Origin of the sequence: Streptomyces clavuligerus, from assembly GCF_005519465.1 — a bacterium.
GTDB lineage: Bacteria > Actinomycetota > Actinomycetes > Streptomycetales > Streptomycetaceae > Streptomyces > Streptomyces clavuligerus.
The window spans coordinates 6,624,994-6,646,900 of record NZ_CP027858.1 but is presented as its reverse complement, the minus strand read 5'-3'; the positions used below and the strand labels follow the sequence as shown (position 1 = coordinate 6,646,900).

The window sequence follows — 21,907 nt, the reverse complement described above, 5'->3', positions numbered from 1 at the left end:
GACCGCGATGACCTCCCCCACGCCCGAGATCGCCTCCCCGGACCGGTACGCGCCCGAGTTCGAGGTGCGGATCGAGGGCCTTGAGGTGGACCCGTCCACGAAGAACGACGTCATCGACATCAAGGTGCACCGGGACATCGAGGAGATGTCGGGGTTCGATCTGACCCTGAACAACTGGGACGACGTGGGGCTGCGGTTCAAGCACAGCGACTCGCGCGCGTTCCGGCTGGGCGGCCGGGTCTCGGTGCGGCTCGGCTACGCGGACAAGCTGCTCACCGTGGCCACCGGGACGATCAGCACGCTCAGTCCGAAGTTCTCCGACAACGAGTCGCCGACGGTCGCCGTCAGCGGGGTGGACGGGATGCTGCGGCTGAAGGACCGCAAACCGGCCGAGACCGAGCCCAAGATCTACCGCAATATGCCGGACTGGCGGATCGCGGAGCAGATCGCGCTCCGCAATCAGCTCCGGATCGAGGTCACCCGGGAGGGGGCCGTCCACGACCTGGTGGTGCAGAAGAACCAGGACGACGCGAGCTTTCTGATGGAACGGGCCAAGCGGCTCGACTTCGACTGCTACATCCTGCCGGACGCGGCCTCCGGCCAGGACACCCTGCACTTCATCCGCCCCACCGACGGCCGCGACGGCCGCCCGATCCGGCTGTACCGGCTGGCGTACGCGCCGGGGCTGTCCACGGGGCCGAGCGCCCAGCCCGCGGGGCTGGTGCCCAACCTGCTGGACTTCACCCCGACCCTGACGGTGTCCCAGCAGGTCAGCAAGGTCACCGTGCGGGGCTGGGACCCCCGTACCAAGGCGGCGATCGCGTTCACCGCCACCGCCGAGAACCTGCCCGCCGGGCAGAACACGGCCGATGGGCAGAGCGGCCCCCAGGTGGCCGAGAGCACGCTCCAGGGCCGTCAGGAGGTGGTCGTCGACGCCCCGGTCTCCAGCGATCAGGAGGCCCGGGAGCTGGCGATCAGCCTGCTGCGGGAGCGGGCGTACGAGTTCATCACCGCGACCGGCCGGGTCGCGGGGCTGCCGGAGCTGCGGCCGGGCGACAACCTGGAGATCTACGGCCTCGGCCGCCGGTTCTCCGGGACGTACTTCGTGAAACGGGTCGAGCACACCCTCAACACCAGTGGTTTCTTCACCCAGTTCACCGGCCGGCGGATTCATCAGGGGGACCAGTGACGAGCAGGACCACTCCGCGTGCCCGCTCCACCGACAAGCGGTACTACGGTGTCGTCGAGGCGCTCGTCGTGGAGAACGACGGCGACGACGAGGCCCGCGTCAAACTCACCTTCCCCTGGTTCGACGGCAGCACGGTCACCGACTGGTGCCGGGTCGCGCAGCCGTACGCGGGCGGCGGCTACGGCACGGTGTTCGTCCCGGAGAAGGGCGACGAGGTGCTGGTCGCCTTCGTCCACGGGGACATGCGCTTCCCGATCGTGGTGGGCGGGCTCTACAACGGCCAGGACAAGCCACCCACCGCGCGCACCGGGGGACGCGACCAGAAGGCCATCCGCACCCGGCACGGGCACGAGGTCGTCCTCGACGACACCCGGGCGAAGGCCGCCGTGCGGATCACGTCCGCGGCGGGGCATGTGGTGGAGCTGGACGACGAGGGCAAGGCGGTCAGGATCACCGCCGCGCCGGGCGGCAGCGTGACCGTCTCCGCGCAGGGGGAGATCACGCTGACGGCGCCCAGGGTGACCGTCGACTCCCCCGCGATCGACCTCGGCGGCGGCGCCACCGAGCCGCTGGTGCTGGGGAACGCGCTGCTCGCGGCGTTCAACATGCACACCCATCCGTCCGCCGCCGGGCCGACGGGGCCGCCGGCCGTGCCGCTGGACCCGGCGTCCGTCCTGGCCAAGAAGGGGAGATGCGCATGAGCGAGGACTTCCTCGGAACGGGCTGGCGCTTCCCGGTCCTGCCGGACGAGGCGGGGCGGCTCGGCTACGCCGTCGGCGAGGAGAGCATCGAGCACTGTCTGCGGGCGCTGCTGCTGACGGCGCTCGGCGAGCGGGTGATGCGGCCCGATCTCGGCACCCGCGCCCAGGAGTCGGTGTTCGCGCCGGGCAGCGTGCAGAGCCTGCGCGACCTGGAGGGCTCGATCGCGGACGCGGTCCGCGACCACGAGCCCCGGGTGGAGCTGGAGTCGGTCCGCGCGGAGACCGACCCCGTCGACGGGTCCCGGGTGACCGTCTCGGTCGAGTACCGCGTCCGGCGCAGCAACACCAAGGCCAATCTGGTCTTCCCGTACTACACGGGTCTGCTGGGGAGTACACCATGACCCTGCCCCCGCCCCGGCTGGACGATCTCACCTGGGCCGACATGATGGCGGCGGTGCGCCGCCGCATCCCCGCCGAGTCCGACGGGCGCTGGACGCTGCACGCGCCCGTGGACCCCGGGGTCACCCTGCTGGAGCTCTTCGCCTATCTGCTGGAGCAGCGGCTGTACTGGCTGGACCAGGTGCCGGACGCGCTGGTGGTGGCCATACTGCGGCTGCTGGGCAGCGATCCGCCGCGGCCCGCCGTCCCGGCGGCCACCGTGCTGCGGCTGACCGCCGAGTGGCCGGACACGGCGGTGCCCGTCGTCCCCGCGGGGACCGCGCTGTCCCGGGACCCGCGGGGGCTGATCCCCTTCTGTCTCGACGACGACGTGGCCGTCTATCCGCTCGACCCCTCGGCCGGGATCACCGTCGTCACCGACCGCGACCGGACGGCGGATCTGCGGACCGGGCGGCCGGTGGCGCTGCTCGCGGCCGACGGCGGCCCGGCCCGGGTCGCCCTCACCCTGCCGCTGGCCGGGGCGCATCCGGCGCCGGGGCCGCTGTCCCTGCTGTTCGGCCTGGACGCCCCGGCGGCGTGCGTGCCGTCCTGGCTGCCGGGGGCGGTCGGGGACGTCCCGCCGCCCGCGGAGCTGACCTGGTCCTGGTTCCGGCCGGGCACGGACCGGGCGGGCGCCTTCGCACGGGTCGACGACGGCACGGCCGGGCTGCGGCGGCCGGGGGTGGTGCGGCTCCACCCCCCGGCCGACTGGACCACCCTCGACCGCGGCGTCCTGCTCACCGCCGACGCGGCGACCTTCGCCGCGCCGCCCCGGCTGCTGCGGCTCGACGTCAACGTGTCCGCCGCGCGCAACCGCCGGCGGCGGACCGCCACCGCTCGGGAGGTGGCGGAGCAGACCGAGGCATGGCTGAAACTGCCCGGTCAGCGGCTGGTGCTCCCGGACGCCGGGGGGCGGCTCCTGGACGCGGCGGCGGTGATCGCCGGTCAGGAGTGGCGGCCCGTCCCGGACTTCACCTTCGGCGCGCCCGGCGACCGGGTCTTCACCCTCGACCGGGCCGCCGGGGCGCTCGTCTTCGGCGACGGGCTCACCGGCGCCGTCCCCCGGCCCGGGGACGAGGTCCACGTCGTGTACGGGCTCGGGGGCGGCCGGGAGGGCAACGGCGGGCTGACGGACAACTGGCTGCCCGCCGACGGCCCGATCGCCCGGCGGGGCGCGCTGAGCGGCGCCAACCCGGTGCAGGCGGCGGGCGGCGCGGACCCGGAGACGGTCGCCGGGGCCCGCGACCGCGCGGGCGGCTCGCTCGGCGAGGTGACCCGGGCGGTCACCGCCGAGGACTTCGTCACCCTCGCGCGCACGACCCCGGGGGTCGCCGTGGCCCGCGCCCACGCCTCGGTCGGGGAACACCCCGGTTTCCCCTGCGCCGCGGTGCCGGGCGCGGTGACCGTGCGGATCGTGCCGGGGGTGCCCCGGGACGACGACCCGGCGGGGCAGGTCGCCGCGCCCGTGCCGGACCCGGGCGCGCTGTGCGCGGTGGCCCGGCGGCTCGCCGGGGCGCGGCTGCTCACCTCGGAGGTGTTCGTCCGCCCGCCCGACTACCGCGAGGTGGCGCTGCGGGTGGATCTGGCGGGCGCCCCCGCCGACCGGGCGCGGGTGGCGGCGGTTCTCACGGCGGCGCTGCGCCGCCATCTCGATCCGCTGGTGGGCGGCGAGGACGCCGGGGGGTGGCCGTTCGGCGGGCCGCTGCGGCCCGCGGCGCTGCTGCGGGCCGCGCAGCGGGCGCTGGGCGACCTGGCCGAGGTCGCCGGTGTCGCGATCGGTCTCGACGGCGCCGCGCCCGGGGAGGACTGCCGGGACGTGCGGCTGCGGGCGGCGGAGCTGCCGGTGCTGCGGTCGGTCCGGACCCGGGTGAGCGCCGCGTCGGGCGGCGGGGAGGGGCTGGAATGACCGACGGTGTGTGGTGGGAGCGCGGGGCGCGCGCGGAGGGCCGGATGGTGCCGGGCCCGGGCCCGAGCGGTGTGCAGCCGGAGCTGGTGGACGCGACCCGGGAGGCCGTCCGCGGCGCGGTGCGCGGCCGGATCGCCGGATACACCCCCGACTGGACCGCGTCGGACCGCCAGGACGCGGGGGTCGCGCTGGTGCGGCTGTTCGGCACCCAGGCCGAGCCGGTGCTGAGCCGGGTCAACCGGCTGCCGGAGAAGATCCTCGCGGAGCACCTGGCCACGGCCGGGGTGCGGCGCAGGCCCGCCGGGCCGGCCGCCGCGCTGCTGGAGTTCACGGTGAACCCGCCGGACGGGGCGTCGGTGCTCGTCCCGGCCGGGTTCCAGGCCGCCGCGCCGGGACCGGACGGCCAGGTGGTCTACGAGACGGACGACGACCTGTACGCGACCCCGGCGACGGTGGCGGCACTCGCGGTGCAGGAGGCGGGGACGCCGGAGCAGTTGCCGCTGGGGCCCGCCGGGCCGGGGCGGCCGTTCGCGCCGTTCGGCCGGGACCCCCGGCCGGGCGACGGGCTGTGGATCGCGCTGGCCGGGGCGGCGGCCCCGTACCCCCGGCTGTCGCTGGGGCTCGTGGTGGTCGCGGTGCCGCCCGCGCCCGCGCGCTCCGGTGGCGCGGAACTCCCGCCGCCCGCCGGGCCGCTGCTGGAGTGGGACGTCCTGGACGGGACCCGGTTCGTCCCCGCCGAGGTGGTCCGGGACGGCACGGACGGGCTGCGCGGGAGCGGCACCGTGGAGCTGCGGGTGCCCCGGACGTGGGCGCCGGGCACTCCTGCGGGGTTCCGGCAGGGGCCGCCGCTGCGCTGGCTGCGGCTGCGGATCGCGCACGGCGCCTTCGACGGGCCCGGCCCGGTGGTGTCGGGGCTGCGGCTGAACACGGTCGCGGCGACCGCCGCCCGCACGGTCCGCGACGAGCCGCTGCAACCGGTGCAGGACGTCTCCGGCGCGGGCCGCCGGGTGCTGCGGCTGAGCCAGGTGCCGATCCTCGCCGGGTCGCTGGTGATCGAGGTCGACGACGACACGGGCGGCGATGTCTTCGGGACCACCGTGCCGACCGCCGCCCGCTGGCAGGAGGTGGAGAGCCTGGCCGCGTACGGCGCGGACGACCGGGTGTTCACCGTGGACCACGCCACCGGCGAGGTGGCCTTCGGGGACGGGGTGCACGGCGCGGCCGTGCCGCCGGGGTTCCGCAATGTGCGCGCGGTGCGGTACCGCGTGGGCGGCGGCGCGGCGGGCACGGTCGCCGCGGGAGCCGTCAACGCGGTGGTGACCGCGCTGCCGTTCGTGCTCGGGGTGACCAATCCGTTCCCGGCGTCGGGGGGCGAGGACGCCGAGCCGGACGCGGAGGCGATCCGCCGGGGCGTGGGCGAACTGCGCGCCCGGGGGCGGGCCGTGGCCCCCGCCGACTACGGGCTGCTGGCGACCCGCGCGCCCGGAGCGGCGGTGGCCCGCGCCCGGGGTGTGCCCGGTCTGCACCCCGGCTACCCGGGGGTCGCGATCCCCGGTGTGGTGGGGGTGCTCGTGGTGCCGGAGCCCCTGCCGGACGCGGACCCGGCGGCGGGCCCGCCGCTGCCCACCGCCGCCGCGCTCCAGGCGGTGGCCGACTTCCTCACCGGCACGGTGGCGCCCGCAGGGGTGACGGTGGTCGCCGCCCCCGTGGCGTACCGGAGGGTCGCCGTGGAGGCGTGGGTGACCCTCGACCCGGACCAGGACCGCTCGGCGGTGCTGGCGCGGGCGGGTGACGCGGTGACCGGATATCTGGACCCGCTGCGCGGCGGCGACGACGGCGCGGGCTGGCCGTTCGGCGGCGCGCTGCGGCACACGCCGCTGGTGCGGCGGCTGCTGACGGTCGACGGGGTGCTGTCGGTGTCCCGGCTCTCCTTCACCGTCGACGGGGTACGGCTGCCCGCGTGCGCCGACCACCCCATCGGCGCGGACCGCCTGGTGTGGCCCGAACGCCCCCTGCTGATCCCGGTCGAGGACACGGGAGCCCCGTCATGACCCTGCCTTCCCTGCCTTCCGCACCCGTCCCGACGCCGCGACCGCGACCCGTGCCCGACGGCAGGTGCCCGAGGGCGGGGACGCCCCGTTCTCGGCACCACCGCGTCAACGGCGATCCGCCGAGCCCTGCGGCCCTCGGCGCACCCCACCGCACCACGCCCGCACCCGGTGACAGCCGCAGCCACGTGCACGGCGACGGCGGGCCACGGGCGTTCCCGGCACGGCGGCACGGCACCGTCACCCGTGCGGGCCACGGCCTCCCGTCGTGCCACCGGGGTCCCGCCCGCGTCGCGACGGCTCGCAGGCACTCCCCCGCGCCCCGGCGGCCCGGGGGACGGGAGGGCGTACCCCCGTCCTCCGCCGTGCGTCCGCAGACACCACGCGCCACGGCACCCGTCCTTCCGCCGGACGGCACCGCGGGGGCCCGGCGCGGCAGCGGGCCGCGGCCGGTCCCGGCGCAGGAACACCCCGTGCCCGTCCGGGCGTCGGCGGCCGACGGCGGCCACGACCGCGGCCGTGCGCAGCGGGCACAGCCACGGCACCACCGCGTCCCCGCCCCACCGCGGCACCGCGCCGCGTCCGCACGGGTCTCCGGGCCCCGGCCCGGCCCCGGACACGACGGCAGGTGCCCGACGGCGGGAACGCCCCGTTCCGGGGTCCGTGCGCCGCGGGCCCACATCACCACCGGCGGACAGCGCGGGCCCCGGCCCTGGGGCGGATACGGCCGTACGGACGCCGACGGCGGGCCCTCCCCCGTGCCCGGCGGGACGGCTCCGACCCGCCGCACCGGCTCCCCGGCACGGCGCCACCGCGCCACCACCGGTGCGGGCCACGGCCTCCGGCGCACACCGGGCAGCGCGCCCCAGCCGCCCGCACGGCGGCCACGGCGCCACCGCGCCACCACCCCGCCGTGCCCGGGAACCACCGGCGCACGGCACGGCGGCGCCGGCCGCAGCCGTACGCACGGCAACAGCGGGCCGCGGTCGTTCCCGGCACGGGCACACCACCGCGCCGGGGCCGCGTTCGGTACCGGCGGCGGGTCGGGCTCCGGCCGTTCCCGGCGCGGAGGCAGGTGTCCCGGCTCGGGGCGGCCGTTCGCGGACGGTCGTGGGCGCGGCGGGGCGCCGGTGCGGGTGGGGGCGGTCGAGGGGGCGGCGGGAGGAGAGGGCTCATGAGCTGTGTTCCGGGGCCGGCGACGTTCCGGCTGCTCGACGCGTGGACCGGGTGGGACCCGTACACCGGTCCGGAGGAGCCGGGGGTTTCGGGGATCGTCGGGCTCGACGATCCCGAGGGCATCCGGCTGGCCCGTCGGGGGGTGCCGGACGGGCCGACCCGGGGGGAGCTGTTGCCCTGGTTCCCCGATCGGCGGCTGGCGCCGGGGTGCCGGGCCGGGGACTGGTATCTGCTGGTGCCCGGGAAGCGGCCGGGGCTGCTGCGGCGGGACGTGTGCGGCGGCGGATGGCTGCCCGTGTGGCCGCCGGCGTGCGGCCCGGTGCCCCTGGTGCGGCCGTGGTCCGTCGCCGCGCGGGGCCACCGGCTGGTCGTGGTCGAGCCCGGCCGGGTGCTCGTGTGGGACCGCGAGGGCGGACGGCTCACCGCCGTCATCGACGTCGACGGGGCCCGCTGGGCCGCGCCCGCGCCCCGCGGCGAGATCCTGGTGGCCCGCCGCGGCACCACCGCGCTGCGCCGCTACGGCCCGGACGGACGGCTGCGCGAGGTGCTGCGGACCGGGGCCGCCGGAGCGGTGGCCGGGCTGCGCGCCGCGCCCGACGGCACGATCTGGCTGCTGACCGAGGACGGCGGTGTGCCGCGCGTCCACCGGGGCGGCCGGGGGCGGCCCTTCCGGCCCGCGACCGCGGCCGAACTGGCCGCCGCCCTGCCTCCGAGCACCCTGGCCGCGGCCGACGCCGACGGCTTCTGTCTGCGGGAACCGGGCCCCGAGGAGCCCGTGACCTCCTGCTGGACCTGGCACGGCGGGCCGCGGACCACCCCGCCGGCGCCGACCGCCGACCTCGTGACCTCGGGCCATCTGCTGACGGCGCTGATCGACAGCGGCATCGCCCGCTGCCGCTGGCACCGCGTCCGTCTGGACGCCGACCTCCCGCCGGGCACGGCGGTCACCGCCTCGATCGTGGTGACCGAGGACGGCGGCTGCGCGGACTCCGACTGGCAGCACGCGGCCCCGGGCCTCACCGACTTCCTCGTCGACCAGCCGCCGGGCCGCTTCCTGCGGCTGCGGCTGCGGCTCACGGGCGACGGCTCCGCCACCCCGGTGGTCCGCCGGGTCCGGCTGGACTTCCCCCGGGTGACCGGCGCGGATCTGCTGCCGCCCGCGTTCCGGGAGGACCCGGCGGCGGACGACTTCACCGAGCGGTTCCTGTCGCTGTTCGACGCGACCCTCGCGGAACTGGACCGGACCATCGAACGCGCTCCCGCGCTGCTGGACCCCGCCGGTGTCCCGGACCGGGCGCTGCCCTGGCTGGCCGGGCTGCTGGGTCTTTCGTACGAGTCCGGCTGGGACGCGGCGACCCGGCGTGCCCTGCTGGCCGCGGCGCCGGAGCTGTACCGGCGCCGGGGCACGCCCTGGGCGCTGCGGGAGGCGGTGCGCATCGTGTTCGGGGTGGCGCCGGTGATCGACGAGCTGGCGGCCGACCGGCGCTGGGCGCAGCTCCGCCCCCCGGGCGCGGCGGCGGGGGCGGCCGGTGCCGGTGAGGGGCTGGGCACGGTACGGCTGTTCGGCCGGGCCGCCGGACGGTTCCGGGTGGGCGGCTCGGCCCTGGGCGCGGCGCCGCTGCGCGCCTTCGGCGACCCGGACGCCGATCCGCTCACCGCGCAGGCGCACCGGTTCCGGCTGCTGCTGCCCGCGGGGGCGGCAGACGGGGCGGCGCTGGCCCGGCTGGTGCGGCGGCAGGCGCCCGCGCACACGGTCGGTTCGGTGCGCGCCGGCGGCTCGGGGCTCGTGGTCGGTTCGCGCTCCACGGTCGGCGTGGACACGGCGTTCGTCCCGCTGCCGCCGCCGGTGCTCGGGGGCGCGCGTCCGCTGCGGCTCAACCGCGACGGGGTGCTGCGGCCCGGGCCACGGGGCGCGCGGCGCGGTGTGGGCGTGGGCGTGGCGGCGGCCGTCGGTGTGCATACGCAGTTGTCATGAGGAGGACGGGGCGATGAGCGGGAACGAGTACGGATCGGCGGCGGGTTTCGAGGCTCCGCCGCTGCGCAGGCTGCGGTACTTCCACGGCCAGATGCTGGGGGCGCGGGACTTCCAGCGGGAGCAGGACTACTTCCGGGAGAAGCTGCGGCTGCGGCTGCGCTGTCTGCTCGGGTACGGCGTGGTGTGCGGGCTGTTCGTGCGGCCGGTGCCGCCGGACGGGGACGACTGCGCGGAGAGCGCGGAGCCTCCGCCTCCGCAGACAGCCGGGGATACCGCGCAACAGGCGGACCAGGCCGCCGGACGCCCCCGCCGGGCCAGGGTGCGGATCACCCCCGGCCTCGCCGTGGACTGCGACGGCGACGAGGTCGTCGTCCGCGGCGGCTGCACCGTCGACCTGTGGAAGGCGCTGCCCCCGCAGGAGCGCGACACGGACACGGTCTGGATCGGGATCGAGTACGCGGAGCGTACCGTCGAGCCGACGCGCGCCGTCTACGAGGACGGCTGCGCGGAGAGCCCGGACTGCGAGTTCGGGTGGACCGAGGAGTGCTACGCGATCCGGGTGACGGGCTGTGAGCCGCCGGAGGACGAGCGGTGCGAGAGCTGTTGCTCCCGCTGCCGCCACCGGGTGCTGTGGCTGGCCAGGATCGACCGCGTCGACTGGCACCGCCCGGTGCGCGAGGAGCAGATCCGGATGGACGTCCGGCGCTCCTTCGGCCGCCGGGTGCCCACCGTGATCACCGGGCTGAGCTGGCGCCACGGCCACACCTACACCATCGAGGAGGCCAAGGCGCTGCTGGGCACGGTGGACGAGGACGGCGGTCTGGTGGTCCGGTTCTCGGACGAGGTCCGCACCGACAGCCTGCTCCCCGGTGTGGTCGACATCCAGGTGATCGAGGGCGGCCCCGGGCGCAACGCCTCCACCTGGTTCATGGGCGGCGAGTTCGCGGAGCCCTGCGGGGACGGCGAGTTCACGACCTCCTTCCGCTACCGGCAGAACACCCGCGAGACGCTCCAGGACGGCGACCGGGTGCTGATCACCGTACGCACCGCCTTCCTCCTCGACCGCTGCTGCCATCCGGTCGACGGGACCCATGTGGGCGGGAAGGTCCCGTTGATCGGCTGCGGTGACGGCGACGGCGGCGGGGACGAGACCGCTGCGCGGGGCGGGCACGTCCCGCACCGCGGCTGTGCCCTCCCGCCGTCCGGTGTCGGCCCGTGGACCTCGGGTTCCGGCGCGGGCGGGGACACCTTCGAGAGCTGGTTCTTTGTGAAGGAGTGCTGACCATGGCCACAGGATGCGGATGCGGCTGCGACGGCACCCCGCCCCTGCCGTCCTCCTTCGTCCGGCCCCGGTTCTTCGCCGGTCAGCTGCTGACCGAGGACGACCTCGGGCTGCTGGTCGACTACATGACGGCGAAGAGCAGGCTGCACCACCGCTCGCTGTACGGGCCCGGGGTGGTCCGCGGCCTCGACGTGGGCTGTGACCCGTGCGGCGGCGGGACCGTGGTGGTGACGCCCGGTCACGCGCTGGACTGCGCGGGCCACGACATCGTGGTGCAGTGCGCCGAGCGGGTCGATGTCCGGGCGCTGGTGCGGGAGCGGCGGATCGCCGCCCTCGGGGTCGACTGCGAGGACCCCTGCGAGGACGAGGGTGCCCGCCGCTACGGCCTGTATGTGCGGTACGAGGAGCTGCCGGTGGACCCGGTGGCCCCGTACGCCACCGAGGAGCCCTGCCCCTCGCCGGGGTGCGTGCCCTCCCGGGTGCGGGAGGGCCACCGGTTCGTGGTCGGCTGCGAGGACCCCGACGACCACCGGTACAACCCGGGTACGAAGCTGCTGGCGGCGCTCGGGGACCGCCCGGCCGCCGACGACGTCCGCGACCGCGACGAGCGGCTCACCCGCTATCTGGACGCCCTGTACGCGGCGGTGTCGGCGCCGGGCCGGACCTTCCTCTTCGACGCGGTGGACGCCCAGCGGTTCACGGCCGCGATGGACCGGCTGCGGCCGGAGATCTCCGGCGGGACACCGCCCGCGGAGCTGGCGCGGGAGCTGATGGAGCAGGTGCGGGCGCTGGCCGCGGCCGTGGCCCGGTTCGACACCTACGACCCGGCCGGGCAGCAGCAGTTGGTCCGCGACCACCCCGTCCTCTCCGCGGTGCCGGACGCCCGGACGGTGCTGGGGGCGGTCTGCGCCCGGCTCGCCGGGGTCGGCGGCCCGGTCTGGCCGAGCCCGCTGCACGCCTCGATCGCCCGCGCGGTCGTCAGCGAGACCCGGGCGCGGCTGGTCACGGGCGCCGGGGAGCGGGAGGCCCCGGTGGAGGTCCGGATGCTGGCGCAGGGGACCCCTCTGAGCCACTCACTGCGGGTGGAGTTCCGCGCGGAACTCACCCTGATCCGGGAGTGGCTGCTGGGCCGGCTCGACCGGACCACCGGTGTCACGGACTGCGCGCTGCGCCGCGATGTCACCGCGGTCGAGGTGCCGCCGCCGCTGCCGCCGCCCCGGGAGGACAGCCCGCTGCCGGGGGGCATCGCCGAGCTGCGCGCGCTCGCGGACGCCGCCGCCGCGCTGTCGCGGGCGGTGCGCCGGTTCGTCACGGGGGCGGCGTGCGCGACGCTGAGCCCGCCGTGCGAGAGCTGCTCGGACACGGATGTGCTGCTCGCCCGGGTCCGGCTGGACGGCTGCGACGTGGTCGAGGTCTGTTCCGCCGACCGCGAGCAGGTGCTGCCGGGCGGGTCGGCGTACGGCGAGTGGCTCCAGAAGCTGCCGCGGCTGCGGGAGCTGGCGCGGCGGCTGTGCTGTGTGCCCGTCCCCCCGTACCCGCGGCCGGAGATCCCGCCCGAGGGGCCGGTGCCCCGGCCGTACGCGGACCGGCTGCTGGAGGAGTGGAAGCGGACCGGGGATCTGGAGGAGATACTGCTCCTGCTGCTGACCCCGGGCCCCGGGGAGAGCCCGCCGAGAGAGCTGCGGAAGCAGTTCCTCCCGCCGCGGCAGGTGGACGAACTCGCCGCGCTCGGCACGCGGGTGGAGGAGCTGACGGCCGCGCTGGACGGGGTGCGCACCCGGCTGACGGAGGCCCGGCGGGAGCTGGACGGGGCCCGGGAGCTGGGGGCGCGCCTCGACGCGCTGGAGCAGTCGGCGCGGGAGCAGGCGCCCGCCCCGCCCGCCAGGCGGACCCGATCGGCCGGGGCGGCGCAGAAGACGGCCGCGCGGACCCCCGCGAAGACCGCCGGTACCAGGGCGACCGGGGCCGCCGCCGCGAAGGGGGCGGCTCCGGGGGCCGCTGCCCCGCGCTCCGCGGGGCGGAGGTCCACGGCCCGGGGTTCGGGCGGGGACGTCGAGGGCGCGCCGCCCGGCACGGCGACCGGCGGCACCGCGCCGGGCACGGCCGACGGCACCAGCGGCGGCACGGCGGGTGGGACGCCGTGACGGGCCCGCTGCGACCCGCGTTCCACGAGGGGCAGATCCTGTCCGCCGCGGATCTGGCGGCCACGGTGGAGCACGCGCGCGGGGCGACGGCCCGCCATGTCCGGCATCTGCACGACTGGGGCATCGCCGAAGGGCTGGCCCTCGTCACCCGGCCCCGTACCGACCCGCTGACGAACGACCGTTTCGTCGAGGTGAGCGTGGCGGCGGGCGTCGCCGTCGACGGCACCGGCCGGGAGATCGTCGTCACCGCTCCCGTGGTGCTGCGGGAGAGCGACTTCGAGGCGGTCAACGGGGCGGACCGGCCCACGGACGAGCCGTATCCGGTCTTCCTGACCTCGGCCGACACGGAGCCCGCCGGGGACCCCCGGCCGGATGTCTGCGGCGCCGCGGCCGGGCGGACCCGGGTGGAGGAGTCCTACCAGGTCCTCTTCGGGCGTCTCGGCGAGGAACGGCTGGTGGCCGAGCAGCCGCAGCCGCCGGTCGGCGAGCCCCTGGCGGCGCCGCCCGCGCGCTGGCTGATCCTGCTGGGCTATGTCCGGTGGACGAACGGCCACTTCTCCGGCGTGGAGACCAGGGCGCGCGGCGTCGCGCCCCGTGGGGCCGGGGTGCGCGCGGACACCGTGTCCGCCCCCTCGGGGACGCTGACCCTGCGCACGGGCCGGGAGCCCCAGGAGGGCAGGCCGGTGCTGATGCTGTCCGGCGGCGATCCGCCGGACCTGGTCTTCGGCCTGTACGGGGGCGGCGGCGCGGTCACCCCGCTGATGACGGTGGCGGCCAACGGGAATCTGTCGATCGAGGGCAGCTTCAGCGGCCGGATGTCGGTCGGCAGCACCGTGGTGGCCTCGGGGACGGCGAGCGACGGCATGCTGCTGCCGCTGCCGTCCGGTGTCACCCCCGAACAGGTCGCCGACGGCCGGGTGGTGGTGCATGTCCGCGTCACGCCCCGGGTGCCGGCGCTCCCCACCCGGACGACGCTTTTCAGCCCGGTGGAGGTGGCCGTCGACCCCGACCGCAGGGTGCGCTGTCTGATCCGGCTGTACGACCCCAGGGCGACCGGCAGTCCGCCGCCGGTGGATCTGCCCGGGGCGGTGGACTTCCTCGTCCTCGCGACGGTCGCCGCGAACCCGGGAGGTGACGGGGCATGAGTCTCTCCCCCACCCGTCTGTCCGCCGTCCACTGGGAGGAGACCGGCCATGTCGTCGGCGCGCTCGCGCTGACCGGGCCGGGCGCCGTGGCCGATGTGGCCGCGCTCGTCGGCCGGGCCCTGCCGCTGCGGGTCCCGACGGCGGAGGGCCGCGTCCTGTCCGTGACGCTGCCCGCGGCCCGGCTGGCCGCGGTGGCGGTGGACGAGGAACCCGGCGCGCTCACGGAGCCGCTGTCCTTCGGTGTGGAGACGGCGGACGGCAGGCCCCGGCCCACCCTGGTACGGCTGACCGGCTGGAATTCGGCCATCACGCTGACGAGGAGCGGTCTCACGGTGGATCTGCCGCAGCCCGCCGCGGCGGCCACCGCCGTGTCGGCGCTGGTCGCGGACGAACAGGAGACCCTCTCGCTGCGGGGGGTGATCGGGCAGGGGCAGACCCGGGTGACGCTCGCGCTGTCGGTCCCCGCCGGGACCTACGGGGTGCTGGTGCTGGCCGCCGGCTGGGCGGGGCGGCTCCAGCAGGCGCGGGCGACGTGATGACGGTGCCCGCGTCCGGGGCCGCGCCCCTGGAGATCGAGGTGCGCCGGTGCACGGTGACCGTGGTCCGAAGCGGCGGCTGGAGCTGGGGGCCCGATCCGCGCGGGCTGGTGGACCGGGTCGTCGACGCCCTCCCCGGGCTCCTCGCGGAGCACTTCGCCGGAGTGCTGCCCGGGGACGGGCCGGATCTGGAGCTGACCGGGCCGGTGGCCGTGACGGTGTCCGCGTCGGGCACCGGGCCCGCGCACGGCGGCACGGCGCCCCTCACGGCCGCCTTCGACACACCGCCGCCGCTGCCGGACGACAGCGGCCCCGGGGCGGGCGCCGCCGCTCCCGGACTCTCCTTCGAGGAGTCGCTGCGGGCGGCGGACCGGTCCTGGTCGCCGCTGTCGCCCTCGGCGTTCTTCGCGGAACTCGCCGAACGGGACGAGCTGGGCGCCCTGCTGGCGCTGCTGCCGGACGACTCGCTCCGGGGCTGGCTGCGGGCGCTGCTCGCCGAGGGCGCCCCGCCCCCGGGGCCCGGGGGGAACGGCGCCGGGGGCGGGGCGGCCCCGGACCCCGGTCCCGCCGGACGGCTGCTCGCCGAACTGGCCCGGCGGTCCCGGACCCCGGCGTCCGCGGGTCCGCCCGGGGGCGGAGAACCGGACAGCGGCGGTGACGGCCCCGAGGCGGAACCGGACGGCTCCCGGGCGGCCACCGCCGCCGCGGGCGGACCGGACCCGGACGCCGGGGCCCGCGCGGTGGCCGCCGTGCTCGCGCGGGACGGCGCCGCCGCCGCGGCCCGGCTGCTGGCGGACACGGCCGGACGGCCGGACGCGGGCGATCCGTCCCGGCTCTGCTCCGCGCTCGCGGCGGTCGCCGACCCCGGGGGGCTGCTGCTGCTCGCCGAGGCCCTGGGAGGGGCGGTACCGCCCGGGGAGCCCCCGCGGGACACGGCCCCGGAGACGGGCGGCCCCGCCCCCTCCGCCCGTCCCGGCGGGGCCCCAGCGCTCGGCGCCCCCCGGACCGCCGGTGAGGTCCCGATATGGTCCGCGCTGCCGTTCCTGCTCGCCGGGCCACTGGCCCGGATCGGCTATCTGGACGCGGTCGGACCGGCCCTGGCCGCCGCCGAAGCGGCCGGGGACGCGCCCTGTTTCGCGGTGGCCCTCGCGTACAAGGTGCTGGGGACGACCGCGCGGGGCTGGCGGCGCGAACAGCGGGACACCGAGGCGGCGGCGGTGTTCGCGGGGCTGCCCGGTCCGCTGCCGGAGGAGTACCTGGCCGGATTCGCCCGCCGGGCCCGGCCCGCTCTCCCGGCGCTCGACGGCGTGCTGGCGCTCGCGGTGGGCCGGGGACACGATCCCGCCGAACCGCTGCTGCTCACCGGCGTGGACGGCGACGGCGGAGTGCTGCTGCTGGACGCCCAGGGGCTGTTCCCGGTCGCCTGGTCGGCGGACGCGGCCGGGCTGCTGCCGCACTGGCGCGGCTGCGGCTCCCCGCCCGTGCTGGTGTGCGGCGTCCCTCCCCCGCCGGGTGTCCTCGGCGCACTCGCCGCCGGGGGTGCGCGGCTGCTCACCGGCATCCGGCCCCTGCGCGGGGAGCCCCTGGTCCGGCTGGCCGGCCGACGGCCGCTGTGGGCGTCGGCGGGGCAGCCGCCGGACCCCCGGCTCGCCCGGGCCCTGCCCGGCCACGCCGAACGGGTCACGGAGCTGGTACGGGCCCTGGTCACGGAGCGGCGGGCGGTGCCGCTCGACCCCGGCGGCGCCCTGGAGCGCAGTGTGACGCTGGCCGCCGCGCTGGGCCTGAGCACACTCGCCTGGACCCTGTGGCGCGACCGGGAGACCCCGGACCCGGTGACGGCGCTGCGCCGCCTCGCCGACCTGGACGCGGTGGTGCGCTTCGGCCCCGACACGGTCCGCGTCCGGATTCCGCTGGGCCGCCGCCACACCGATCTGCTCCGCGGCGGTCTGCTGGCGGACGTCCGCGACGTGGTGTGGCTGGACGGCCGGACCCTGACCTTCACCGGGGGCTGACCGCCGTGTCCGCCCGCACCGCACCCGGCGGGACCCGCCGCCGCACACCCGCCCGCCGCGCCACGGTCACCACCCGGGAGTGACGGACATGCACCCCCGCCCCGGACACCACTCACCCACCCACCGGCACCCGCACCGCGGAACACCTCCGGCACCCGACCGCCGCGCTCCGCGAAAGAGCGGCGGCAGACCGCCGCACGACGGACCGCCCCACCGCCACGGCCGGGCGGACCGCACCCCGGCCACCACCGGAAACCGGCCATCGCGCCCATCCGCACCGCACACCGCCCACCACCCCAGGGGGACGACACCGATGCCCACCCGCACCGCACCCGGCGGGACCCGCCGCCGCACACCCGCCCGCCGCGCCACGGTCACCACCCGGGGGTGACGGACATGCACCCCCACGAGGGGCACCACCCACCGACCGGGCGGCCCACCAGCACCTGGGCCGTGGAACACCTCCGGCTCCGGCTGACCGCGCTCCACGGGGAGCTGCGGGAGGCCGTCGCGCGACGGGCCGCCGTGTCGGCGCGGCTGAGCAGGCCGGACCTGGTGCCGTACTGCGTGACGGACGACGAAGTGGCCGTGGTGCTGGAGGAGGTGGACGGGGCCGCCGCCGCGCTGGGCGGGCTCCTGTCGGGTGCCCCGCCGCCGCAGGAACCGGAGCCGGTGGCCGAACGGGAGCTGCGGCGGCGGGCGTCCGCCGAGGGGGTGGCCCTGCCGCTGGACGCGCTGGCCACCCGGTTCGGCCTGGGCCGCGGTGAGCAGGACGCGCTGCTGCTGGCCGTGGCGCCCGAGTTCGACCAGGGGTACGAGCGCGTCTACGCCTATGTCGTGGACCAGCTCAGCCGCCGACTGCCCAGTGTGGAACTCCTCGCCTCGGTCGGCGCGCGCACCCCGGCCCAGCGGCTGGCCCGGCGGCGCGCCCTGCTGCCCGAGGCGCCGCTGCGGCGGTACGGGCTGCTCCGCGCGCAGGGCCGGGCCCCGCTGGAGGCGGCCCAGGAACTCGTCCCCGGCCCGGGTGTGTTCGCGTTCCTGCTGGGCTGGGGCGGGGACGTGGGGCTGCTCGGCCACGACCCGGGCGAGGTGCCCGGTTCCGGTTCCGCCACCGGTTCCGGTTCTGGTTCCGGTGTGCTGCCGCCGTACCCGTCGTCGGCGGAACTGACCCGGCTGGGCCGGGCGCTGGGGGCGGGGAGCATCGATCTGGCGGGGCTGTGGGGCTGCCCGCCGGGCGGTCAGCCCGACGCCGTCCAGGCGCTGGCGCACGCGGCGGGGCGGCCGGTGCGGCGGCTGACGTCCGACATCGAGGCCGATATCCGGACGGCGGCCGTGCTGGGCGCGCTGCTGTGGATTCCCGTCGACGGACTGCACGGGGGCGCCATCGGGGACGGGCCCCTCGCGGGCGGGGGCGCCGACCCGGCCGCCGCCGTCTGCTCCGTTCTGCTGCGGTCCCGGACCCCGGTCTGTCTGACGGGGGCGCGGCCGTGGCGGCCCGCCGGGCTGCTGGCGGCACGGGCCTACGCGGAGGTCACCGTTCCGGCACCGGGTCTGACGGACCGCCGGGCCATGTGGTCGGCCGCGCTGCCGCAGCTCGCCGGGGAGCTGCTGGAGGATCTGGCGATCCGCTACCGGATGAGCGGCGGGGAGCTGCGCGCGGTGGCGTCGGTCGCCGGGGCGGGGGCACGGCTGGCGGGCAACGGGCGCCCCGAGCCGGTCACCGGGCATGTGGAGCCCGCGGTGGCCACGGTGACCCGGGGCCGGGGCGGCAGCGCCGTGCAGGCGATCACCCCCCGGCGCACGCTCGACGACCTGGTGCTGCCGCAGTCGCAGGCCCGGCAGATCCAGGAGATCGCCTCGGCGTTCCGGGCCTGGCCCCGGGTCGCGGAGCGCTGGGGCTTCGCGCGGCGCTCCGCGTACGGCGGGGTGAAGGCCCTGTTCACCGGGGAGTCGGGGACCGGCAAGACGCTCTCCGCGGAGATTGTCACGGGGATGCTGGGGCTGGAGCTGCTGAAGGTGGATCTGGCGCAGGTGATCTCCAAGTGGGTGGGTGAGACGGAGAAGAATCTGGAGGCCGCGTTCCGGCAGGCCGAGGAGAGCCACGCGGTGCTGCTGTTCGACGAGGCCGACGCGGTCTTCGGCAAGCGGGGCGAGGTGAAGCAGGGAACGGACCGGTACGCCAATCTGGAGGTCGGCTATCTGCTCCAGCGGCTGGAGACCAGCGACGGTCTGGTGATCCTGACGAGCAATCTGAAGGAGAACATCGACCCGGCCTTCACCCGCAGGTTCCACTTCGTGGTCCACTTCCCCCGCCCGGCGGTCCCCGAGCGGCGGCGGCTGTGGTCCCTGGCCTTCCCGCCGGAGGCCCCGCTCGCCCCCGATGTCGACCTCGACGCCCTCGCCCGGCTGGACATGACCGGCGCGGGCATCGCCGCCGCCGCCCGGACGGCCGCGCTGCGGGCGGCGGACGGCGACACCGGGGACGGCGACGGCACGGTGATCGCGATGCGGGACGTCGTCCGGGGCGTGGCGCGGCAGTTCCAGCGGGAGGCCCGGCTGCTGCGGCCGTCGGAGCTGGCGGAGTACGCCGGGATGCTGCGGGAGGACGGCTGAGGGGGCGCGCCGCGCCCCCGGCGTGGGGTGATCCGCCCGGGGGACGACCGGTCTCCGTGTCCGGCGCGGGAACCGGGCGGGCGGGGCGCGCGCGAGTAGCGTCGTCTCATGACCAAAATCTTTGACCACACTCCACAGGTGTGGACCGCGGGGCAGCTCCGGCAGGCGCTCACCGGGCTGCCCGACGACACCCCGCTCCATGTCGCGGTCGCGGACGGCCCCGGGGACTTCGCCGGATACAGCGAGTACGCCCTGGTGAGCCTTGACGAGGTGGAGAAGGACTCCCCCGGTGGCGGGGCCCCGAGCACCCTGGTCGAGTACACGCTCTTCGCGGACTACAAGGCCGGCCAGTACGAGCCCGATCCGGTCTGACCCGCCGCCGCGCCCCGGGCGCCCGTATCTCTCCCCCGCACGGCACGGCCCGCCGGAAGGCTCCCGGCGGGCCCGTCGTCCACACCCGTGTGTCCGATGACGGGACGGCGGCGTGCCCGAGGACCGCCCAGACCGGTGTCCCGTCGGCCGGCCGGACCCGGACCACGGGGGTACTCTCCCTCAGCCGCTCCGCCTGGAGGTCACGGGGCCGGACGCCGAACCGATGAAGGGGAAGAGGGGTAACGCCTCCTCGGCCGCCTTCTCCGTCCGCTCCCTCCCCGCCCGTTCCTCCTGCGGTGCCCCCTCCGTCCGCTCCTCCTGCGGTGCCCCCTCCGTCCGTTCCGCCTCCGTCCGCTCCGAGCCGCACGCGCCGGACCCCGGTCATCGGCCCTCCCGGCCGCCGCGCTTGACCTCAACCGCGGTCGAGTTTCTACGGTCGTCGTCATGAGCATGGAGACCACCGCCTGGATACAGCTTCAGTCCGTCATGCGCGCGCAGGGCGACCGGCGCGCCCTCACCCGCGCGACCGTGCGCCGGATCGCCGGTTTCGCCCGCCCGCACCGCCGCCCTATCGGCTGGTTCGTCCTGCTCAGCGTGGTCACGGCGCTGCTGGCGGTCGCCACCCCCGTCCTCGCGGGGCGGGTGGTGGACACGATCGTCTCCCAGGGCGAACGGAGCACCGTCGTCCGGCTGGCCCTGATCATCGCCGTGATCGCGGTGGCGGAGGCGGGCCTCGGACTGGTGGAGCGCAGACTCTCCGCCTCACTGGGCGAGAACCTCATCCTGGATCTGCGGCGGGCCGTCTTCGACCATGTCCAGCGGATGCCCGTCGCCTTCTTCACCCGGACCCGTACCGGAGCCCTCGTCAGCCGTCTCAACAACGATGTGATCGGCGCCCAGCGCGCGTTCAGCACCACCCTCTCCTCGGTCGTGAGCGATGTGGTGACGCTGGCGCTGACGCTCGCCGTGATGCTCACGCTGTCCTGGCAGATCACCCTGCTGGCCCTGGTGCTGCTGCCGGTGTTCGTGGTGCCCGCCCGGCGGATGGGGCGGCGGATGGCCGTGCTCCAGCGGGAGGCGGCGGCCCTGGACGCGGCCATGGGCACCCGGATGACCGAGCGGTTCTCGGCGCCCGGCGCCACCCTGGTCAAGCTGTTCGGACGGCCGCAGGACGAGTCCGCCGAGTTCGCGGCGCGCGCCGGACGGGTCCGGGACATCGGGGTCCGCACCGCGATGGCGCAGACCGTCTTCATCACCGCCCTCACCCTGGTCTCCGCGCTCGCCCTCGCGCTGGTCTACGGCCTCGGCGGCTACTACGCGCTGCGGGGCAGCCTGGAACCGGGCGCGGTGGTGGCGCTCGCCCTGCTGCTGACCCGGCTGTACGCGCCGCTGACCTCGCTGGCGGGTGCCCGGGTGGACGTGATGAGCGCGCTGGTGAGCTTCGAGCGGGTCTTCGAGGTGCTGGACCTGGACCCGATCGTCCAGGAGAAGCCGGACGCCCGGCAGGTGCCGGACGGCCCGGTGTCGGTGGAGTTCGACGGCGTACGGTTCGGCTATCCGTCGGCCGACCGGGTCTCCCTCGCCTCCCTGGAGGAGGTGGCCTCGCTCGACACCCGGGGCGGCGACGAGGTGCTGCGCGGGATCTCCTTCCGCGCCGAACCCGGGCAGACGGTCGCCCTCGTCGGCTCGTCCGGCGCGGGGAAGTCGACGATCGCCGCGCTGCTGCCCCGGCTGTACGACGTGGACGCGGGCGCGGTGCGGATCGGCGGGACCGACGTACGGGACCTGTCCACCGCGTCGCTGCGCCGGACGCTGGGGATGGTCACCCAGGACGGGCATCTGTTCCATGAGTCCGTCCGCGAGAACCTGCTGCTCGCCCGCCCGGAGGCCGAGGAGGACGAGCTGTGGGACGCGCTGCGCAGGGCCCGCCTCGACGAGTTGGTGCGGGCGCTGCCCGACGGCCTGGACACCGTCGTCGGCGAGCGCGGCTACCGGCTGTCGGGCGGTGAACGGCAGCGGATGACCATCGCCCGGCTGCTGCTCGCCCGGCAGCGGGTGGTGATCCTGGACGAGGCGACCGCGCACCTGGACAACACCTCGGAGGCGGCGGTGCAGGAGGCGCTGGCCGAGGCGCTGGAGGGCCGTACGGCGGTCGTCATCGCCCACCGGCTGTCGACCGTGCGCGCGGCCGATCAGATCCTGGTGGTGGAGCGGGGACGGATCGTGGAGCGCGGGACCCACGAGGGGCTGCTCGCGGCGGACGGCCGGTACGCGGAGCTGTACCGGACCCAGTTCGCGGGGACGGAGCGGCAGGACGCCGCGACGGGGGCCGCGGCGGGGGTCTGACCCCGCGCGTCCGCCGGTACGACG

At 76.9% G+C, this 21,907-nt stretch carries 14 protein-coding genes; all 14 read left to right on the top strand.

The window, feature by feature from the left end; genetic code table 11:
• Positions 1-7 precede the first annotated feature (7 nt).
• The 14 genes from CRV15_RS27910 (at position 8) to CRV15_RS27845 (ending at position 21,883) form a co-directional block, all read left to right on the top strand.
• Complete coding sequence (locus CRV15_RS27910) at positions 8-1,189, top strand: phage late control D family protein (protein ID WP_003959157.1); 1,182 nt, start codon at positions 8-10, stop codon at positions 1,187-1,189.
• Entirely contained in the window at positions 1,186-1,890 is a 705-nt protein-coding gene (locus tag CRV15_RS27905) for a phage baseplate assembly protein V (RefSeq protein WP_003959156.1), read from the top strand. Before CRV15_RS27910 ends, CRV15_RS27905 begins: the two co-directional genes overlap by 4 nt.
• Entirely contained in the window at positions 1,887-2,291 is a 405-nt protein-coding gene (locus tag CRV15_RS27900; protein ID WP_003959155.1) for a GPW/gp25 family protein, read from the top strand. The genes CRV15_RS27905 and CRV15_RS27900 overlap by 4 nt, the downstream gene beginning before the upstream one ends.
• Complete coding sequence (locus CRV15_RS27895) at positions 2,288-4,234, top strand: baseplate J/gp47 family protein (protein WP_003959213.1); 1,947 nt, start codon at positions 2,288-2,290, stop codon at positions 4,232-4,234. The genes CRV15_RS27900 and CRV15_RS27895 overlap by 4 nt, the downstream gene beginning before the upstream one ends.
• Entirely contained in the window at positions 4,231-6,285 is a 2,055-nt protein-coding gene (locus tag CRV15_RS27890) for a putative baseplate assembly protein (protein ID WP_003959214.1), read from the top strand. Before CRV15_RS27895 ends, CRV15_RS27890 begins: the two co-directional genes overlap by 4 nt.
• A gap of 1,171 nt (positions 6,286-7,456) precedes the next feature.
• Positions 7,457-9,433, top strand: a complete 1,977-nt coding sequence (locus CRV15_RS27885) for a phage tail protein (RefSeq protein WP_003959215.1) — start codon at positions 7,457-7,459, stop codon at positions 9,431-9,433.
• A gap of 13 nt (positions 9,434-9,446) precedes the next feature.
• Positions 9,447-10,715, top strand: a complete 1,269-nt coding sequence (locus tag CRV15_RS27880) for a hypothetical protein (RefSeq protein WP_003959216.1) — start codon at positions 9,447-9,449, stop codon at positions 10,713-10,715.
• Between the two features lie 2 nt (positions 10,716-10,717).
• Positions 10,718-12,859 (top strand): hypothetical protein, encoded by a 2,142-nt coding sequence (locus CRV15_RS27875; RefSeq protein ID WP_003959217.1) that lies wholly within the window; start codon positions 10,718-10,720, stop codon positions 12,857-12,859.
• Positions 12,856-14,004: a hypothetical protein gene (locus CRV15_RS27870; RefSeq protein WP_003959218.1), complete on the top strand. Its 1,149-nt coding sequence runs from the start codon at positions 12,856-12,858 to the stop codon at positions 14,002-14,004. The genes CRV15_RS27875 and CRV15_RS27870 overlap by 4 nt, the downstream gene beginning before the upstream one ends.
• A complete protein-coding gene (locus tag CRV15_RS27865; protein WP_003959219.1) occupies positions 14,001-14,540 on the top strand; it encodes a hypothetical protein in 540 nt (179 codons plus the stop codon). The genes CRV15_RS27870 and CRV15_RS27865 overlap by 4 nt, the downstream gene beginning before the upstream one ends.
• Positions 14,540-16,552 carry a hypothetical protein gene (locus CRV15_RS27860; RefSeq protein WP_003959220.1) on the top strand — a complete coding sequence of 671 codons (2,013 nt, stop codon included), beginning with the start codon at positions 14,540-14,542 and terminating at the stop codon, positions 16,550-16,552. The genes CRV15_RS27865 and CRV15_RS27860 overlap by 1 nt, the downstream gene beginning before the upstream one ends.
• Positions 16,553-16,948: 396 nt before the next feature.
• Entirely contained in the window at positions 16,949-19,165 is a 2,217-nt protein-coding gene (locus CRV15_RS27855; protein ID WP_009995050.1) for an ATP-binding protein, read from the top strand.
• Between the two features lie 108 nt (positions 19,166-19,273).
• Complete coding sequence (locus CRV15_RS27850) at positions 19,274-19,537, top strand: DUF6225 family protein (protein WP_003959223.1); 264 nt, start codon at positions 19,274-19,276, stop codon at positions 19,535-19,537.
• Between the two features lie 450 nt (positions 19,538-19,987).
• Entirely contained in the window at positions 19,988-21,883 is a 1,896-nt protein-coding gene (locus CRV15_RS27845) for an ABC transporter ATP-binding protein (protein ID WP_009995052.1), read from the top strand.
• The last annotated feature ends 24 nt before the right edge of the window (positions 21,884-21,907 follow it).

Bases quoted from the DNA above. Each gene is read 5' to 3' on its own strand.
- CRV15_RS27910 (WP_003959157.1), top strand. From the start codon at position 8: ATGACCTCCCCCACGCCCGAGATCGCCTCCCCGGACCGGTACGCGCCC.
- CRV15_RS27900 (WP_003959155.1), top strand. From the start codon at position 1,887: ATGAGCGAGGACTTCCTCGGAACGGGCTGGCGCTTCCCGGTCCTGCCG.
- CRV15_RS27895 (WP_003959213.1), top strand. From the start codon at position 2,288: ATGACCCTGCCCCCGCCCCGGCTGGACGATCTCACCTGGGCCGACATG.
- CRV15_RS27890 (WP_003959214.1), top strand. From the start codon at position 4,231: ATGACCGACGGTGTGTGGTGGGAGCGCGGGGCGCGCGCGGAGGGCCGG.
- CRV15_RS27885 (WP_003959215.1), top strand. From the start codon at position 7,457: ATGAGCTGTGTTCCGGGGCCGGCGACGTTCCGGCTGCTCGACGCGTGG.
- CRV15_RS27880 (WP_003959216.1), top strand. From the start codon at position 9,447: ATGAGCGGGAACGAGTACGGATCGGCGGCGGGTTTCGAGGCTCCGCCG.
- CRV15_RS27875 (WP_003959217.1), top strand. From the start codon at position 10,718: ATGGCCACAGGATGCGGATGCGGCTGCGACGGCACCCCGCCCCTGCCG.
- CRV15_RS27865 (WP_003959219.1), top strand. From the start codon at position 14,001: ATGAGTCTCTCCCCCACCCGTCTGTCCGCCGTCCACTGGGAGGAGACC.
- CRV15_RS27860 (WP_003959220.1), top strand. From the start codon at position 14,540: ATGACGGTGCCCGCGTCCGGGGCCGCGCCCCTGGAGATCGAGGTGCGC.
- CRV15_RS27855 (WP_009995050.1), top strand. From the start codon at position 16,949: ATGCACCCCCACGAGGGGCACCACCCACCGACCGGGCGGCCCACCAGC.
- CRV15_RS27850 (WP_003959223.1), top strand. From the start codon at position 19,274: ATGACCAAAATCTTTGACCACACTCCACAGGTGTGGACCGCGGGGCAG.
- CRV15_RS27845 (WP_009995052.1), top strand. From the start codon at position 19,988: ATGGAGACCACCGCCTGGATACAGCTTCAGTCCGTCATGCGCGCGCAG.